Origin of the sequence: Spirillospora sp. NPDC048823, assembly GCF_043198445.1 — a bacterium.
Taxonomy (GTDB): domain Bacteria; phylum Actinomycetota; class Actinomycetes; order Streptosporangiales; family Streptosporangiaceae; genus Spirillospora.
In genome coordinates this window covers 187,405-204,719 of record NZ_JBICUT010000010.1, presented here as the reverse complement: position 1 = coordinate 204,719, position 17,315 = coordinate 187,405, and the positions used below count along the sequence as shown (strand labels likewise).

15 protein-coding genes are annotated in these 17,315 nt (G+C 73.5%); 12 read left to right on the top strand and 3 right to left on the bottom strand.

Annotation, left to right across the window (positions count from 1 at the left end; all coding sequences use genetic code 11):
- Positions 1-68: 68 nt before the first annotated feature.
- The 3 genes from ACGFK0_RS23505 to ACGFK0_RS23495 all read right to left on the bottom strand — a co-directional run bounded on the left by ACGFK0_RS23505 (position 69) and on the right by ACGFK0_RS23495 (position 4,049).
- The gene (locus ACGFK0_RS23505; protein WP_392908068.1) at positions 69-1,301 is read right to left on the bottom strand and encodes a beta-1,3-glucanase family protein; all 1,233 of its coding nucleotides are present in this window, start codon (positions 1,299-1,301) and stop codon (positions 69-71) included.
- A 106-nt stretch (positions 1,302-1,407) separates the two neighbouring features.
- On the bottom strand, positions 1,408-3,105 hold the full coding sequence (locus ACGFK0_RS23500; RefSeq protein WP_392908066.1) for a sulfatase-like hydrolase/transferase: 1,698 nt from the start codon (positions 3,103-3,105) through the stop codon (positions 1,408-1,410).
- 101 nt (positions 3,106-3,206) lie between these two features.
- Positions 3,207-4,049, bottom strand: coding sequence for an NAD-dependent epimerase/dehydratase family protein (locus ACGFK0_RS23495; protein WP_392908064.1), 843 nt, complete (start codon positions 4,047-4,049; stop codon positions 3,207-3,209).
- A 185-nt stretch (positions 4,050-4,234) separates the two neighbouring features.
- Here ACGFK0_RS23495 and ACGFK0_RS23490 point away from each other — a divergent pair, with 185 nt between their 5' ends.
- From ACGFK0_RS23490 to alc, 12 genes are all read left to right on the top strand, one after another.
- Positions 4,235-4,696 carry an ArsR/SmtB family transcription factor gene (locus ACGFK0_RS23490; protein ID WP_392908062.1) on the top strand — a complete coding sequence of 154 codons (462 nt, stop codon included), beginning with the start codon at positions 4,235-4,237 and terminating at the stop codon, positions 4,694-4,696.
- 80 nt (positions 4,697-4,776) lie between these two features.
- The gene (locus tag ACGFK0_RS23485) at positions 4,777-5,262 is read left to right on the top strand and encodes an NADH-quinone oxidoreductase subunit B family protein (protein WP_392908060.1); all 486 of its coding nucleotides are present in this window, start codon (positions 4,777-4,779) and stop codon (positions 5,260-5,262) included.
- Positions 5,259-7,313 (top strand): proton-conducting transporter membrane subunit, encoded by a 2,055-nt coding sequence (locus ACGFK0_RS23480; protein ID WP_392908058.1) that lies wholly within the window; start codon positions 5,259-5,261, stop codon positions 7,311-7,313. Before ACGFK0_RS23485 ends, ACGFK0_RS23480 begins: the two co-directional genes overlap by 4 nt.
- Positions 7,310-8,260, top strand: a complete 951-nt coding sequence (locus tag ACGFK0_RS23475; protein ID WP_392908055.1) for a respiratory chain complex I subunit 1 family protein — start codon at positions 7,310-7,312, stop codon at positions 8,258-8,260. The genes ACGFK0_RS23480 and ACGFK0_RS23475 overlap by 4 nt, the downstream gene beginning before the upstream one ends.
- The gene (locus ACGFK0_RS23470; protein WP_392908053.1) at positions 8,257-8,916 is read left to right on the top strand and encodes a hypothetical protein; all 660 of its coding nucleotides are present in this window, start codon (positions 8,257-8,259) and stop codon (positions 8,914-8,916) included. The genes ACGFK0_RS23475 and ACGFK0_RS23470 overlap by 4 nt, the downstream gene beginning before the upstream one ends.
- Positions 8,916-10,403 carry a proton-conducting transporter membrane subunit gene (locus ACGFK0_RS23465; RefSeq protein ID WP_392908050.1) on the top strand — a complete coding sequence of 496 codons (1,488 nt, stop codon included), beginning with the start codon at positions 8,916-8,918 and terminating at the stop codon, positions 10,401-10,403. Before ACGFK0_RS23470 ends, ACGFK0_RS23465 begins: the two co-directional genes overlap by 1 nt.
- Before the next feature lie 13 nt (positions 10,404-10,416).
- The gene (locus ACGFK0_RS23460) at positions 10,417-11,943 is read left to right on the top strand and encodes an NADH-quinone oxidoreductase subunit C (RefSeq protein WP_392908048.1); all 1,527 of its coding nucleotides are present in this window, start codon (positions 10,417-10,419) and stop codon (positions 11,941-11,943) included.
- Positions 11,944-11,981: 38 nt separating this feature from the next.
- Positions 11,982-12,509 (top strand): 2-oxo-4-hydroxy-4-carboxy-5-ureidoimidazoline decarboxylase, encoded by a 528-nt coding sequence (gene uraD, locus ACGFK0_RS23455; protein ID WP_392908045.1) that lies wholly within the window; start codon positions 11,982-11,984, stop codon positions 12,507-12,509.
- Between the two features lie 38 nt (positions 12,510-12,547).
- Positions 12,548-13,450, top strand: a complete 903-nt coding sequence (gene pucL / locus ACGFK0_RS23450) for a factor-independent urate hydroxylase (protein WP_392908043.1) — start codon at positions 12,548-12,550, stop codon at positions 13,448-13,450.
- A 9-nt stretch (positions 13,451-13,459) separates the two neighbouring features.
- Complete coding sequence (locus tag ACGFK0_RS23445) at positions 13,460-14,602, top strand: glycerate kinase (RefSeq protein ID WP_392908041.1); 1,143 nt, start codon at positions 13,460-13,462, stop codon at positions 14,600-14,602.
- The gene (allB, locus tag ACGFK0_RS23440) at positions 14,599-15,939 is read left to right on the top strand and encodes an allantoinase AllB (RefSeq protein ID WP_392908038.1); all 1,341 of its coding nucleotides are present in this window, start codon (positions 14,599-14,601) and stop codon (positions 15,937-15,939) included. Before ACGFK0_RS23445 ends, allB begins: the two co-directional genes overlap by 4 nt.
- Entirely contained in the window at positions 15,936-17,072 is a 1,137-nt protein-coding gene (gene alc / locus ACGFK0_RS23435) for an allantoicase (RefSeq protein ID WP_392908036.1), read from the top strand. The genes allB and alc overlap by 4 nt, the downstream gene beginning before the upstream one ends.
- The last annotated feature ends 243 nt before the right edge of the window (positions 17,073-17,315 follow it).

Below are 17,315 nucleotides of genomic sequence, written 5' to 3'. Positions count from 1 at the left end.
CACCACGGCGTTTCACGAGGACGCCCTCACCACGGCGCCTTCACCACGGGGTCTTCACCACGGGGTCCTCACCACGGGGTCAGGCCGATCGCTGCGGAGGAGGGGGAGCCGTCGTGGACGAGGGACTCGAACCCGCCGACATCGTCGAACGCGAACCCGTAGGCCCTGCCGTCGACCATGTTCTCGTGGACGATCCGCGAATAGTGGTCGGTGACGTCCCGCGTGTAGAACTGCCCGGAGTCGTAGGTGGGCTGGGTGTGCAGGTGGCCGAGCGTCGAGCGGTGGAACGCCGCGCACAGCGTCCGCGCGATCGGGCCCACCACGGCGTCGTTGGGCGCGTGGAGCCTGCCGTCGCAGCCGAGCACGTCCTTCGTGCCGGGCTTCTCGAAGGAGGCCACGGTGGCGCCCGTGCCGTCGGTGAAGCGCATGACGTCGTCCGCGCCGGTCCGGCCGGTGAACCGCTTCTGCGGCTCGTGCTGGAATGGCACGACGGTCAGCGCGCGAGTCCTGTAGGTGTTCCATGCGCTGCTGATATAGCCGTCGAGATACGCGGGACTGAAAACACCGGCGTCGATGCCCTTCGCCGGAGAAAGGACGCGGAGCCGAAGGCCGTCCGAACGCGTCGTGATCAGACTGGTCCAGTCTCCGGCCTGGCCTTGTACGGCATTGAAGATTCGTTCACGTCCATTCGTGACGAGCACGCCGGTTCGCGTCGTCGAGCCCGCGCCGTTCGTCACCGCGACGGAATGCGGGATGCTGAACATGTCGACCTGGGAACTGTTGAGCCACAGCCCGTCGTCATTGTAGGTGAATTCGCTCCAGTCGAAGAGGACGTCGTGGTTGGGGTCGCCCGGATTCCACGGTGCCGGCTGCACGAGCCCGGTCGGCGTGAGGAAGAACCTGATCTTCTCCCCGAACGAGAAGTAGACGCGCCCGGAGAGTCCGCGCGGGATGCGGAGCGTCCTGGTCGCGCCGTCGGCCGGGCCGCTGATCGAGACGTCGGGGGCGGGGCTCGGCGGGATGGAACCCGCCGGCCACGGCGTGAACGTTCCGGACTCGTCGACGTATCCGAGCCTGCCCGTGTCGATGTCCGTTCCGACGATGTAAAGATGCACCTGGCCGGTGCGCCCGGATTCGTTGGCGACGTGCAGCGGCAGCACGTCTCGCACGGCGGCGCGCACCGGCGAGAACGGGGCGAGGACGAGGAGGCTCGCAATGACCGCGGCGAGCGGGCGGAATGCCTTTCCGGGACGGGACTTCCAGGGCGTGCGGGAATGCGGCCGTCGGGGTGGGTACGGCATGATGGCCTTTCCACAGGAGTTGGCGGGGAGGTGGGTCGGCACCTGCGGATGCTGATCAATTCTGATCAACACTGACCATTCCCGGGATGCCTTCCCGCCAATCCGGTCAGCCGCCGAAAGCCGTGAGGAACCGGTCGCGGAAGTCCTTCATCGGCCATACCGGACCGTTCTTCGCGGGCTTGAGACCGTCCTGCCAGCCCCAGCCGGAGATCCGTTCCAGGACGGCGTCGTCCTTGGCCACGACCGTGATCGGCACGTCGCGGCTCGCGCCCTGGCCGGTGAGGACCGGCGCGGGCTGGTGGTCGCCGAGGAAGACGAGCACGGTGTCCTCGTCGCCGAAGGTCTCCATGAACGAGACGAGGGCGTTCAGCGTGTACTCGACGGACTTGCGGTACTCGCCGCGGATTTCGTCGGGCGGCGGCCACGGCGCGTCGTAGCCCTTGCCCATGCCCTGGAAGACCGAGCCGTCGCCGACCTTGTCCCAAGGGACCATGCGGGGGATCGACGCCCACGGCGCGTGGCTCGACACGAGGGCCGTCTCCGCCATCACCGGGGCGTGGTCGTCCGCCGCGAGTTCGCTGCGCTGCAGGACCGACAGCGTGTACTGGTCGGGCATGGTGGCGAACGCGAAGCGCGGCCCCCGGTACCCGAGGTTGCGGTTGTCGTACACCTTGTCGTAGCCGTAGAACTCGCCCTCCGGCCAGGCCCGGGTGATGGCCGGCATGAGAGCGACCGTCCGCGAGCCGGCGCGGTGGAACGCGTGGTTGAGGGTGAAGCGGTCGCTGTTGACGAGGGTGCGGTAGCGCTGCTGGTTGTCGACCCGCAGGCCCGACAGCAGGGTCGCGTGCGCCAGCCAGCTGCCGCCGCCGGCCGTGGGGGAGGTGAGCCAGCCGCTGCGCGCGGAGAACCCGGCCTCGTCCAGGTGCCGTGTCCCGGCGTCCAGCACCGCGCCGACCTGCCGCGCGTACTCGGGGTGCTCGACCGCCGAACGCCCGTAGCTCTCCACGAACGCCAGGACGACGTCTTTGCCCCGCAGTCCGGTCAGCAGCTTGCCGGGGGGCGTGTCGCGGAAGGCGTCGACGGCGGCGGCCTCGGCGAACTCCTCCCCGTCGTTCAGGCTGGACCGCACCTGCACGGTGTGGTCGTAGGCGAGGACGGCGGTGCTCCGCGACGCGACCGGCACCCCGTCGACGAACTGGGCGCCCATTGCGGCGCACAGGAGCCAGACGGCGCCCAGCACGGCGGCCGAGCCGGCCGCCGTCCTGGTGTGGCGGGCGGCGACGCGGCCGAGCCGCAGCGCCGACAGCGACATGAGCGTGACCGCGGCGACGGCCAGCACGACCGCCAGGATCACGGCGCCGACCGCCCCGGCCCGCCCGGCCGACCCTTCGACGAACTCGATGGCGGGGCTGAGCAGCGGCCAGTCGAGGACGAGGTCGAAGGGCCGGAACATCACGGCCTCGAAACCGAGGTCCAGGACCTTCAGGACGAACAGGAGCCCCAGGACCGCCCCCGCCGCCCCGGCCACGTACCGTCTCGCCCTCGCCGGCACGGCGAGGATCAGAGCGACGCCCGCGATCCCCTCCAGCGGCACCCGCGCGAACGCCGCCGGGGTCAGCTTGGAGGACTCGGCCGGTGCGACGAGCGCGGCCGCCACGAACAGGAAGGCCGCGACGGTGACCGCCCGGCCCGCGGCCCGCCGCCATCTCCGCCGGCCGCCCGGTCCCGGGGCGGTCCCCGCGGCGGTCTCCGCGGCGCCGTCATCGTCTTTCACCCGCTCAAGGCGGCTATCGGTGGTCAGCACGTCCTCCCAGGCTCGGTCCCCCCGCCGCAGACGCGACACCCACTGCACGTGGATGGGGCGCCCACCGGTTCAACGCTCCCACCTGAGGGGCCGGGCGGCCATCACCCTCGCGCGGCGCCGTCGTCCCGGTGGGTGAAGGTGAAGCCCGCGGTGCGCAGTTTCGCGGAGGTGACGGGGACGGACGGGGTCTTGATCTCGCCGCGGTAGGTGAGCGCGGGCAGGTTCGCGGTCTCGCAGATCTCGCCGAAGGCCGCCGCGTTCGTCGGCGGGACGGTCTCGTCCGGGACGGCGTTGTACACGCCGGTCAGCTCGCGGGTCACGACGAAGTCGAGTGCGGCGGCCGCGTCCCGGTAGTCGATGCGGTACAGCAGGGCGTCCGCGGAGAAGGGGACGCTGCCGCCCAGGACGTCGTGCGCGAACTTCACCCGGGTCGGGTAGTCGATGTCGTCCGGGTGGCCGTAGACGTCGGGGATGCGCACCACGGCGCCGCGCGGTGAGGACAGCACGGCCTGCTCCGCGGCGACGAAGTTGCGCGGGGAGGCGTCGGTGTCGGCGGTGGTCGGGGCCTCCTCGTCGAGCAGGGCGCCGTCGCCCGCCCCGTACACCGAGGACGAGCTGGTGAACACCACGCGAGGGTGCGCGGCGACGGCCGTCCGGGCGCTCGCGGTGAGCGTGTCGGCGTATTCGGCGACGCGCTGGGCGGCGTCGAAGGAGCGCTGCAGCCGCGGGCTCACGGTCAGGACGACCGCGTCGGCGCCGTCGGCGGCGCGGGCGACGGCCTCCCGGTCGGCGCCGCGCAGGACGGCCACGCCGGAGCAGATCTGGCCGAGTTCGGCGACCCGGCCGGGCGAGGTGGTGGTGCCGACGACGTGGTGACCGGCGGACGTCCAGCGCCGGGCCAGCTCCGTGCCGATGTGGCCGCAGCCGATGATCAGATACCGCACGCGCGACCTCCATGGGGAAACAGCGTTTCCATAGTGTCATGGATCGCCCGCGGACGTCCGGCGGTGTTGCTAGAATTGGCAATTGCCAATGTAGTAAACCGATGATCGTCCAGCAGGGCGCCGGGTGTGGTTCGTTCAGTGCCACGGGCCGGCCGCTGCGGAAACCCTGTGAGGGGCCGCCCGCCGTGAGCACTCCGCTGTACCAGCTCAAGGCCGAGTTCTTCAAGACGCTGGGGCACCCGGCCCGGATCCGGGTACTGGAACTCCTGAGCGGACGCGACCACGCGGTCGCCGAGATGCTGCCGGAGGTCGGGATCGGGCCGGCGCACCTGTCCCAGCAGCTCGCCGTGCTGCGCCGCGCCGGGCTGGTCGTCTCCCGCAAGGAGGGAGCGACGGTCATCTACTCGCTGACCAGCCCCCAGGTCGCGGACCTTCTCGCCGTCGCGAGGTCGATCCTCACCGGGGTGCTGACCGGGCAGGCGGAGCTGCTGGACGACCTGCGCTCCGGAGGTGCGCCGGCGGGCGGGGAGCGCCCGCCCGGGGAGCGCGCCCGGCATCGAGCCGCGGCCGTCCCGCCTGGGACTCCATCCCCCTCACGGGACGGCCGCCACCCCTCCGGCCACCCTGTCCGACCCACACCTCATTGATTGCTAATATTGGCAATTGCGCAGGACACTAGCTTTCCGGCGCGGGTCACAGCTCTGCCGTCGCATGGTCGGGGAACCGGGTGAAGGATCTACTCCGCAAGATCATGAGGACCGGGCGGGTCGCCGAGGACGCGCCCGCCCGTCCCGAGGGCGCCGTGCCCGAGCGCGCGGCCGAACTGCGGGGATCGGTCCAGCTCCGCCATGTGGACGCCGGGTCGTGCAACGGCTGCGAGGTCGAGATCGCCTCGGCGTTCGGGCCCGTCCACGACGCCGAGCGGTACGGGGCGCGGCTGGTGGCCTCGCCCCGGCACGCCGACGCGCTGCTGGTGACCGGGCCGGTGACGCGCAACATGAAGGTGGCGCTCCGCCGCACCCACGAGGCGGTGCCGGAGCCGAAGGTCGTGGTGGCGCTGGGCGACTGCGCCCGCGGCTGCGGGGTGTTCGCGGGTGCGTACGGGGTGGCCGGTGCCGTGAACGACGTGGTCCCCGTCGACGTCGAGGTGCCGGGCTGCCCGCCGGAGCCGGAGGCGATCGTGGCCGCGCTGCGGGGGCTCACCGGCCGATGACGACTGTGACCGGTGCCGCGTTCACCGCGGCCCTGGGTCTTGGACTGCTCGCCGCCGCGGGGTCGCTGCTGCCGCGCCGGGTGCGCCCGGCCGCCGCCGGGGGCGGGACGGCCGCCGCGGGCGCCGCCGCGGTCGTGGCGGGCCTCGCGGCGATGGCGGGGCACCCCTGGGCGGTGTGGCTGCCGGACCTGCTGCCCCTGGCCGGCGTACGCCTGGCGGTCGACGCGCTGAGCGGGCTCTTCATCGCCGTCACCGGCGCCGTGGCCGTGTGCGCCGCCGTGTACGCGATCGGCTACACCCGTCCGGCCCGCGCCGGGGCGGGTGACGTGCCGGGCCTGGACGGCCGGGCGGTGCAGGCCATGCTGCCGCTGTTCGTGGTGGCGATGCTGCTGGTGCCCGCCGCGGCCAGCGTGAGCACGTTCCTGCTGGCGTGGGAGCTCATGGCGGTCACGTCGCTGCTGCTCGTGGTGGCCGAGCACCGGCGCCGTGCGTCGGTGGGCGAGGCCGGGCTGTGGTACGCGGTGATGACCCACCTGGGACTGGTCACGATCATGGCGGGCCTCGCCGGGTTCGCCGCCGCGTCGCACGACGAGTCCTTCGAGGGCATGCGGGCGGCGGCGGACGGACTGTCCCCGGCCGTGCGGAGCGCGGTGTTCGTGGCGACGCTGGCCGGGTTCGCCTCGAAGGCGGGCGTCGTGCCGCTGCACGTCTGGCTGCCGCGCGCCCATCCCGAGGCGCCCAGCCACGTGTCCGCGCTGATGAGCGCGGCGATGGTGAACATGGGCGTGTACGGGATCGTCCGGGTGGGGCTGGACCTGCTCGGCGGCGGACCCGCGTGGTGGTGGCTGGCGGTGCTGGCCGCCGGCGCCGTGTCGGCCCTGTACGGGGTTCTGCAGGCGGTGGTCGCCACCGACATGAAACGTCTGCTGGCGTATTCGACCTGCGAGAACATGGGTCTCATCCTGATCGGCGTGGGCGCCGCGGGCCTGCTGTCGGTGTCCGGCGCCCGCACCATGGCGGCGCTCGCGCTCACCGCCGCGCTGCTGCACGTGGTCAACCACGCGGGCTTCAAGACGCTGCTGTTCCTCGCGGCCGGGTCCGTGCTGCACGCCACCGGCACCCGGGACCTGGACGCGCTGGGCGGCCTGCGCTCGCCGATGCCGGCCACGACCGCGCTGTTCGGAATCGGGGCGCTGATGGCGTCGGCCCTGCCGCCGGGCAGCGCCTTCGTCAGCGAATGGCTGCTGCTGCAGAGCCTCGTCCACGCACTGCCCGAGGGCGGGACGGTCGCCGCCGTCACCATGCCCGTCGCGGTGGCCGTGGTGGCGCTGTCGGCGGGGCTGGCGATCGCCGCGTTCGTCAAGGCGTTCGGTGTCGGGTTCCTGGCGCGTCCCCGCAGCGCCGCCGCCGAGCGCGCCCACGAGAGCCCCCCGGCGATGATCGCCGGGATGGTCCTCGCCGCGCTGGGCTGCGTCGCTGCCGCGCTGGCGCCGGGTCTGGTCGCCGGCGGCCTCGCACGGGCCGTCGGCGTCGCGGCGGCCGTGGCCGGACCGGCCGGCGGTACCGTCACGGGCCCGGTGACGCTCCGCCCGGCCGGGATGCCGAGCACCATGTCCCCCCTGCTGATCACCGTGGCGCTGCTGGCGGCGGTCGTCGTGCTGATGGCGGTGCTGCGGGCGGTCACGGCCCGCCGCGCCCGCCGCCGGGCCCGGCTGTGGGACTGCGGGGCCGGGCCGGCCTCGGCGCGGATGGAGTACACCGCGACGTCGTTCGCCGAGCCGCTGGTGCGGGTGTTCGACGACGTGCTCGCCCCCGAGACGGACCTGGACGTCACACCGGTCGAGGAGTCGGCGTACCTGGTCGACAGCGTCCGCTACCGGACGCGGGTCGGCGACCGGATCGAGCACCGGCTGTACCGGCCGGTGCTGGCGGCGGTCGACTGGATCGGGCGGGCGGCCCGGCCCCTGGCCAACGGCAGCGTCCACCGCTACGTCGGGTACGGCTTCTACGCCTTCACCGGCATGCTGATCCTGCTGGCGGTGACGAGATGAGCGCGGCCGGAGCCGCCGGGGCGGTCATCCAGGTGGCGCTGGTGGCGTTCGGTGCACCGCTGCTGGTCGGGGTGATGCGGCAGGTCCGGGCCCGCCTTGAGGGGCGGGCCGGCGCGGGCGTCGCGCAGCCGTGGCGGGACCTGCGCAAGCTGCTGCGCAAGGAGCCGATCACCCCGGACGGGACCGGCGTGCTGTTCCGCGCGGCGCCGCTGGTGCTGGCGGGCACGGCACTGGTCGTGAGCGCGGTGGTCCCGATCGTGACCACGGCCTCGCCGCTGGACGGGACGGCCGACCTGTTCGCGGTGACCGCGCTGCTGGCGCTCGGCACCGTGTTCCTCGCGCTCGCGGGCCTGGACACCGCCACCGCGTTCGGCGGCATGGGCGCCAGCCGCGAGATGGTCGTGCTGGCGCTGGTGGAGCCGACGATCCTGCTGTCGGTGTTCGCGCTGTCGGCGCGGGTCGGCTCGACCAACCTCGGGTCGATCGTCACCACCACCCTGCACGAGCCGCAACTCGTGATCTCCCCGGTGAGCCTGCTCGCGGCGGTCGCGCTGGCCGTGGTCACCATCGCCGAGACCGGCCGGATCCCGGTGGACAACCCGTCCACCCACCTTGAGCTGACGATGATCCACGAGGCGATGGTGCTGGAGTACTCCGGGCCGGACCTGGCCCTGGTCGAATGGGCGTCGGCGATGCGGCTGACGGTCCTGCTCGGCCTGTTTGCCAACCTCTTCGCGCCGTGGGGGATCGCCGGGACGTCGATGGCGATGCTGCCCGTCGCGGTGGCGGCGTTCAGCGCGAAGGTCGTCGTCCTGGGCGGCCTGCTCGCCGCCGGTGAGGTGTTCATGGCGAAACTGCGGATGTTCCGCGTTCCCGAGCTGCTGGCCGGGTCGTTCCTGCTGGCGCTGCTGGCCGTCGCCGCGTCCTTCTTCCTGGCGGCCCCATGAGCGAGACCCTCTACGTCCAGCTCCTCGACGTGTCCTGCAGCGCGCTGCTGCTGGCGGGCGTCCTGGCGCTGTGGCGGCGCGACCTGGCGGCCATCGTGCGGCTGTTCGCCGTCCAGGGGGCGGCCCTGGCCGCGCTGGTCGCCGTGCTCGGGCTGCACGAGGGCCACGCGGGGACGATCGCGCTGGCCGCGGGGATCGCCGTCCTGCGCGGCGCCGTCCTGCCGCTGATGCTGCGCCGGGCGATGCGGGCCGGCGGCGCGTTCCGGGAGACCGAGCCGCTGGTGAACGTGGCGTCCTCGCTGGTCGCCGCCGCGCTGCTGGCGCTGCTGTCGTTCGCCGTGATGCGCCCGGTGGTCGCGCTGTCGCCGTCCCCGGCCACCCGCGCCGTCCCGGTGGCGCTCACGGTGGTGCTGCTCGGCTTCTTCGTCCTGGTCACCCGGCGCCGCGCGCTGTCCCAGGTGGCGGGTTTCCTGATGATGGACAACGGCATCACCGCCGTCGCGTTCCTCACCACCTCGGGCGTGCCGCTCATCGTGGAGCTCGGAGTGTCCCTGGACGTGCTGCTCGCGGTCCTGGTGCTGCAGATCCTCACCGCCCGCATCCGCGCCGCGTTCGGCGACAGCGACCTGGACGACCTGCGGGAGCTGCACGACTGATGACGACGACCCTGTTGATCGCCCCCGTCGCCGTGCCCGCCCTGGCCGCCTGCGGCTACGCCGTGTTCGGCTGGCGGCGCGGCACGGCCTGGCTGGCCCCCGCCGCGGCCGCGGGCGTGCTCGCCGCCGCGGTGTTGCTGGCGGTGCCGGCCGCCGGCCGTCCCCGGACCGGCCTCGGCGGGCTCCTGCGCGCCGACGCCCTCACCGCCTACATGCTGATCGTGATCGGCGCCGTGGCGCTGCTGGCGATGCTCGCGAGCCCGTCGTATCTGGCCGCCGAGCGCGCGGCGGGCCACGCCACCTCCGCCGACACGCGCCGGTACGGCGTGCTGACGCAGGGGTTCGTGGCCGCGATGGCGCTGGCCGTGCTGGCCGCCAGCCTCGGCGTGCTGTGGGTGGCGGTCGAGGCCACCACGATCGTGACGGCGTTCCTGGTCGGGCACCGCCGCACCCGCAACGCCACCGAGGCGGCCTGGAAGTACGTGGTGATCTGCTCGGCCGGGATCGGGCTGGCGCTGCTCGGCATCGTCCTGCTGCACTTCGCGGCCCGGCACGCGCACGTCCCGTCGTCGGGCGCGCTGGACTGGGTCCGGCTGGCCGAGCACGCCGCCGACCTGGACCCCGGCGTCACCCGGATCGCGGTGGCGCTGCTGATCATCGGGTTCGGCGCCAAGGCCGGGCTCGCGCCGCTGCACGCCTGGCTGCCCGACGCGCACAGCCAGGCGCCCGCACCGGTCTCCGCGCTGATGTCGGGCGTGCTGCTGTCGGTGGCCCTCTACGCCGTCCTGCGCGTGAAGGTGATCGCCGACATCGCGCTCGGCACCGGCTTCGCCCGGACGCTGCTCCTGATCGTCGCGCTGGCCTCGATCGCGGTGGCCGCCGCGATGCTGCTCGGCCAGCGCGACCTCAAACGGATGCTCGCCTACTCCAGCATCGAGCACATGGGCCTGCTGGCCCTCGGCACCGCGATCGGCACCCGCCTGGCCATGGGCGCGGTGCTGCTGCACATCCTCGGTCACGGGCTGGCCAAGTCGGTCTCGTTCCTCGCCGCCGGACGCATCCACCAGGCCCTGGGCACAAGCCGCATCGACGCCGTCCGCGCACTGGGCGGCCGGGCCCCGGTGCTCGCCGCCGCCCTGGGCGCCGGGCTGCTGGCCCTGCTCGGGTTCCCGCCGTTCACCCTGTTCGCCGGTGAGATCGCCATGGTGCGCGCGGGGTTCTCCGCCGGGCTCGGCTGGGCGGTGACGATCGCCCTGGTCCTGACGCTCCTCATCGTGGCCGCCGTCTCCGCGCGGATGGCCGGGATGCTGCTCGGCTCCCGCCCGGACGGACCCGGAGCGGCCACCATCCAGGCCGGCCTGCGGCCGCCGGCCGCGCTCACCGCGGCGCTGGTCGCCGGCCTCGCCGCCTGCGCCGTCATCGGCGTCACCGCATGGCCGCTGCGGACGCTGCTGGACGCCGCCGCCGAAATCCTCACGGCCTTCTGAAGGGGGTGTCCCGATGAGTACCGAAGACCGGCCCGCGGGCGACCGGCCCGCCGGCCCGCACCGCACGATCACCGACATCGACGCCGGTGCGCTCCCGGCACGGGCGGCCGCGCTCCTGGACGACGGACACCGGCTCGCGCTGGCCGCCGCCCACCACGACCCCGACGCGCTCCGGATCGTGTACCTGTTCACCGCCGCGTCCCCGGACCGCCGCACCGAACTGCACGTCCGGCTGGACCCGGACGCCCCGGCCGTGCCGAGCCTGGCCGCGACCAGCTTCCCCGCCGGACGGTTCGAGCGGGAGATGCGCGACCTGTACGGGATCGTCCCCGAGAACCATCCGCTGCCGCGCCGCCTCGTCCGGCACCACCACTGGCCCCGCGGCTGGTACCCGATGCGCGCCGACGCCGGTCCCGCGCCGGAGTTCGGCGACCCGGAGGGGCCCTACCCGTTCGTCAGCGTCGAGGGCCCCGGCGTGTACGAGATCCCGGTCGGGCCCGTTCACGCGGGGATGATCGAACCCGGTCACTTCCGGTTCTCGGTCGTCGGCGAGAGCATTCTCAAGCTGAAGGCACGGCTGTGGTTCGTGCACAAGGGCCTGGAGAAGCTGTTCCACGGCCGCGCCGCCGCCGACGCGGTGCCGCTCGCGGAACGCGTCAGCGGCGACACCACCGTCGGGCACACCCTCGCGTTCTGCATGGCCGTCGAGGAGGCCACCGGCGTCGAGGTCTCCCCGGGCGCGCGGCGGATGCGGGCGCTGCTCCTGGAACTCGAACGCCTCTACAACCACGTCACCGACCTGGGCGCCCTGTGCAACGACGTGGGCCACTCCATCCTCAACTCCCAGTTCGGCCGCATCCGCGAGCACCTGCTGCGCCTCAACCGCGAGGTCACCGGCCACCGCCTCCTGCGCGGCGGAGTCGTGCTGGGCGGCGCAGCCCTGCGCGCCGTCCCCGCCCCCGCCCGGCTGGCCGCCATCGCCGAGGACGCCGCCGAACTCGCCGCCCTGGCCCTCTCCCACACCGTGGTCGCCGACCGCTTCACCGGCACCGCGGAGCTGCCCGCCCAGGCCGCCCGCGATCTGGGCGCCCTCGGCTACGTCGCCCGCGCGAGCGGCATCGGCGCCGACGCCCGCCGCGACCACCCGTTCACCGACCTGCGGCCCGCCTTCAGCGTCGCCACCCGGGCCACCGGCGACGTACTGGCCCGCTTCCAGGTCCGCGTCCAGGAGATCGCCGTCTCCGCCGCGATCGTGAAGGACCTGGCGTACGGAATGTCCCCGGGCGTCGTCACCTACTGGCCGCCGCTGGCCCCGCTGGACGGCCCCGTGTCCGGCGTCGGCGTCGTCGAGGGCTGGCGCGGCACCATCGTCCACCGCGTCGAGCTGGCCCGGGACGGCTCGATCACCCGCACCAAGATCGTCGACCCGTCCTTCTTCAACTGGCCGGCCCTGCCCGTCGCCCTGACCGGCACGATCGTTCCCGACTTCCCCCTCGTCAACAAGAGCTTCAACCTCTCCTACGCCGGCAACGACCTCTGACCGGCGACGACGGCCGCGACGGCGGCTAGCCTGCCTGCATGACATCCCGGGCGGAGCTCCCCGAGGAGGCCACCGGCCTCCGCCGGTTCAACACGCTGCCGGACGCGCAGGCACGCGAGTCGCTCCTGGCCTGCCTCGATGTACCCGCGTGGGCGGACGCCCTGCTGTCGGCCCGTCCCTACACCGATCTGGACGCGCTTCTCGAACGCGCCGACATGGCCGCCCGGAAGCTCGCCCCCCGCGAGATCGACCGGGCTCTGGCGGCGCACCCGCGGATCGGGGAACGGCCCGCCGGAACCGGGACCCGGGCCCGCTGGTCACGCGGTGAGCAGTCCGGGGTGGGCGACGACGCCGGTGTCCTCGCCGACCTCGCCGAGGCCAACCGCCGCTACGAGGAACGCTTCGGCCGCGTGTTCCTCATCTGCGCCACCGGCCTGGACGCCGGGCAGGTCCTCGACGCCGCCCGCGCCCGTCTCGGCAACGACGACGAGACCGAGCGGCGGGTCGTCGCCGGGGAACTCCGCAAGATCGCCCTGCTGCGCCTGCGGAAGGCCGTCGGCTCATGAGCCCCTTCGCCCACGCCACCTACCGAGGGAGCTGATCCATGGGCATCGTCCTGGGCCCCAACCAGTACGGCAAGGCGCAGAACCGGGTCTTCCGCGTCCACCGCGAGACCGCCCGGCACGAGATACGCGACCTCAACGTGTCGACCTTGCTGCGCGGCGACTTCACCGCGGCGCACGACACCGGCGACCAGTCCGGCGTGCTGCCGACCGACACCCAGAAGAACACCGTGTTCTCCTTCGCCAAGCGGGGCATCGGCGCGATCGAGGAGTTCGGCCTGACCCTCGCCGACCACTTCGTCGCGCAGGTCCCCGCCGCCGACGGCGCCCGCATCGAGATCGAGGAGTACGCCTGGGACCGCATCCCGGCCGGGAGCGGGGGCCATGACCACTCGTTCGTCCGGCGCGGCGGGGAGACCCGCACCACGGTCGTCACGGTCGCGGGCCAGGGCGCCGCCCGGCGGGCCTGGGTCGTGTCCGGCCTCCGGGACCTCGTCATCGCCAAGACCACCGGCTCGGAGTTCTCCGGTTTCCTGAAAGACGAGTACACCACCCTCGCCGAGACCACCGACCGCGTCCTCGCCACGTCGCTGGTGGCCCGGTGGCGCTACGCCGGCACGGACGCCGACTTCGACGAAAGCCACTCCGCGATCCGCTCGGTGCTGCTGGAGCGGTTCGCCGAGGTGCACAGCCTCGCCCTGCAGCAGTCGCTGTACGCCATGGGCAGCGCCGTGCTCGAACGGCGCCCGGAGGTCGCCGAGATCCGCTTCTCCGCGCCGAACAGACATCATTTCGAGGTCGACCTGTCACCGTTCGGCCTGGACAATGCGGGCGAGGTGTTCATCGCGGCCGACCGGCCGTACGGCCTCATCGAGGCCACCGTGACCCGCGACGACGCGCCGGACGCCGGCCAGGCCTGGCTCGGCGTCCCCGGATTCTGCTGAGGAACCGCCATGAGCCATGTCGTCGTCGCCCCTGACAAGTTCAAGGGCAGCCTGTCCGCCCGGCGGGTCGCCGGGCACGTCGCGGCCGGCCTGCGCCGGGCCGCCCCCGGCCTGGACGTCGTCGAACTGCCCGTGGCCGACGGCGGCGACGGGACCGTCGACGCCGCGCTGTCCGCGGGTTTCCGGAGCGTGCCGGTGACCGCCGAAGGCCCCACCGGCGAACCGGTCACCACCGCGTTCGCGCTGCGCGGCGGCGTCGCCGTCGTCGAGATGGCGGGCGTCTCCGGCCTTTCCCTGCTGCCCGGCGGCCGGCTCGACCCCCTCGGCGCCGGCAGCCACGGCACCGGGCAGGTCGTGCGGGCGGCGCTGGACGCCGGAGCGCACACGGTCGTCCTCGGCCTCGGCGGCAGCGCGTCCACCGACGGCGGCGCCGGCCTCGCGCAGGCTCTCGGCGCCGGCGTCCGGCGCGGCGACGGCCGCGACGTCGAACGCGGCGGAGCGGGCCTGCTCGACGTCGCGGAGGTCGATCTGCGCGGCCTGCACCCAAGGATCGCCGAGACCGAGTTCATCGTGGCCTGCGACGTCGACAACCCCCTGCTGGGCCCGCGGGGCGCGGCTGCGGTCTACGGCCCGCAGAAAGGGGCCGGCCCCGGCGACGTCGCCGTCCTCGACCGCGCGCTGGCCCGCTGGGCCGCGCAGGTGGCCCGCGCCACCGGCACGGACCACTCGGCGACCCCGGGGGCGGGCGCCGCGGGAGGGGCGGGGTTCGCGGCGCTGGCCCTGCTGAACGCGACACCGCGGCCCGGCATCGACATCGTCCTCGAACTCGTCGGCTACGCGGAACGGCTCCCCGGAGCCAGGCTCGTGATCACCGGTGAGGGCTCGCTGGACGAGCAGACCCTCAGCGGCAAGGCCCCCGCCGGCGTCGCCGCGGCCGCCGCGCGGGCCGGTGTCCCCGTGGCCGCCGTCGCCGGGCGCGCGACCCTGACCGCGCCCGACCTCGCCACGGCGGGGATCTCCCGCGTCTACACCCTCACCGACCTCGAACCCGACGTGCGGCGCAGCATGGCCGAGGCCGGCCCGCTGCTGGAACGGCTGGCCGCGCGGCTCGCCGCGGACCTCGGCCTCGCCCGCCCCGGAGGCGGCACATGACGGAACTCGACCTCCTCATCCGCGCCCCGCGCGTGATCACCGGCTCCGGCGAGGCGCCCCGCTGCGTCGGGGTGAGGGACGGGGCGATCGCCGCGATCGAGCCGCCGGGCTCGGCGCTCCGGGCGTCCCGCGTCGTGGAACTCCGCGACGACGAGGTCCTGCTGCCGGGCCTGGTCGACACCCACGTCCACGTCAACGACCCCGGCCGCACCGAATGGGAGGGGTTCGCCACCGCGACCCGCGCGGCGGCCGCCGGCGGCATCACCACGATCGTCGACATGCCGCTGAACAGCATCCCGCCGACGGTGAACGCCGGCGCACTCGGCATCAAGCGCGAGACGGCCGCGACACAGGCCTGGGTGGATGTCGGATTCTGGGGCGGCGCCGTCCCCGGCAACCTGCCGGACCTGCGGAAACTGCACGACGCGGGCGTGTTCGGCTTCAAGGCCTTCCTGCTGCACTCGGGCGTCGAGGAGTTCCCGTCCCTCACCGGCGACGAACTTCGCCGGGCGATGCGGGCACTGCGCGACTTCGACGCGCTGATGATCGTCCACGCCGAGGACTCCCGCGCCATTGACCGGGCGCCCGCCGCGCACGGCGCCGGCTACCGCGACTTCCTGGCGTCCCGCCCCCGAGGCGCGGAGAACCTCGCGATCGCCCAGGTCATCGGGCTGGCACGGTCGACCGGCGCGCGTGCGCACATCCTGCACCTGTCCAGTTCGGACGCCCTCCCGATGATCCGCTCGGCCAAGCGGGACGGCGTCCGGATCACCGTGGAGACCTGCCCCCACTACCTGACGTTCGCGGCGGAGCAGATCGCCGACGGCGCCACCCAGTTCAAGTGCTGCCCGCCCATCCGGGAGGCCCGCAACCGCGAACTGCTGTGGCAGGGCCTCGCCGACGCGACGATCGACATGGTCGTCTCCGACCACTCACCCTGCACACCCGAGCTGAAACGTCTCGACACCGGCGACTTCGGTGAGGCCTGGGGCGGCATCGCCTCCCTCCAGGTCGTCCTGCCCGCCGTGTGGACCGAGGCCCGCCGCCGCGGCCACTCGCTCGCCGACGTCGTGCGCTGGACGGCCGAGCATCCCGCGCGGCAGACCGGCCTCCGCCGCAAGGGACGGATCGCCCTGGGCCACCAGGCCGACTTCTGCGTCTTCGCCCCCGACGACGCCTTCACCGTGGACGTCCGGCGCCTGCACCATCGGAACCGGATCTCCCCCTATGACGGCCGCCCGCTGACCGGCACCGTGCGCGCCACCTGGCTGCGCGGCGCGCAGGTCGACATCGCCGGGGAGCCGCGCGGCCGGCTCCTGACGAGAGGAGAGGCATGACGTCCGGCGCCACCGGCTTCACCGCCCTGCCCGACCTCGCCTGCCGGGACCTCGCCGCCGGTGTCGTCTTCGCCAGCGACGAGTTCTTCGCCGAGCGCGAGAACCTCATCAAACCGGGACCCGCCGCCTTCTCCGCCGAGGACTTCGGGCACAAGGGCAAGACCTACGACGGCTGGGAGACGCGCCGCCGCCGGGAACCGGGCTCGGGCGGCGACCACGCGATCGTGCGCCTCGGCGTACCCGGCGTGGTCAGGGGCGTCGTCATCGACACCGCCTGGTTCAAGGGCAACTACCCGCCGCTGGCCTCCGTGGAGGCGACCGGCGTCGAGGGCTACCCCTCACCCGACGAGTTGCATCAGGCGACATGGGTGACACTCGTTGACAGATCACCGATCAAGGGCGACGCGGAGAACCCGTTCCCGGTCACCGACCCCCACCGCTTCACCCACGTCCGGCTCACCATCTACCCCGACGGCGGCGTGGCGCGATTCCGCGTCCACGGCGAGCCGGTACCCGACCCCCGCCTCATGGACGGCACGGTCGACCTGGCGGCCCTGGAGTCCGGCGGCGACGTCGTGGACTGCTCCGACATGTTCTACAGCTCACCGCGCAACATCCTCCTGCCGGGACGGTCACGGCTCATGGGCGACGGCTGGGAGAACGCCCGCCGCCGCGACGACGGAAACGACCACGTCACCGTCGCGCTGGCCGGCCGCGCCCACGTCCACCGCGTCGAAATCGACACGTCCTACTACGTGGGCAACGCCCCCGGCTGGGCCTCCCTCACGGGCATCGACGCCCGGACCGACGCCCGCGTGGACCTCCTCCCGAAGACCCGCCTGCAGCCCGACACCCGCCATCACCTCCGCTCGGCGACCACGGCCCCGGTGACCCACGTCCGCCTGGACGTCTACCCGGACGGCGGCATAGCCCGCCTGCGCGTACACGGCACCCTGACCCCCGAAAGCCGCGCCGCCGCGACCGCCCGTTTCCTGAACATCCTTCCCGGCGACCACGCCGCGGCGATCCTCACCGACGCGGGCCTCCCCGCATCCGAGGCCAGGTCCCTCCTCGCCACCCGCCCCACGGCCCTCCCCGCCGACCTCCTGGATCGCATCCTCCGGAGCCCCTGAGGCGGCCCATGAAGGCCTGCCGGCACCGGCACCGCCGCGGCGGCCGCCCGGCTGACTTCTCGCCCTTCCAGCCGTGTGGTCACCGCATCCATGTGAAGCGGTCACTGTCAACGGCGAGAATCGCCTCCCGCTCATGCGTCCTTCGTGTCTCATATCGCCATAGTTGCGGTCCTGGTGTGGTGCTTGTCTCGTGAAGCGGCCGGGTGATCATCCGGCCGTCCCCCCACGGGTCGTCCGCCCGCC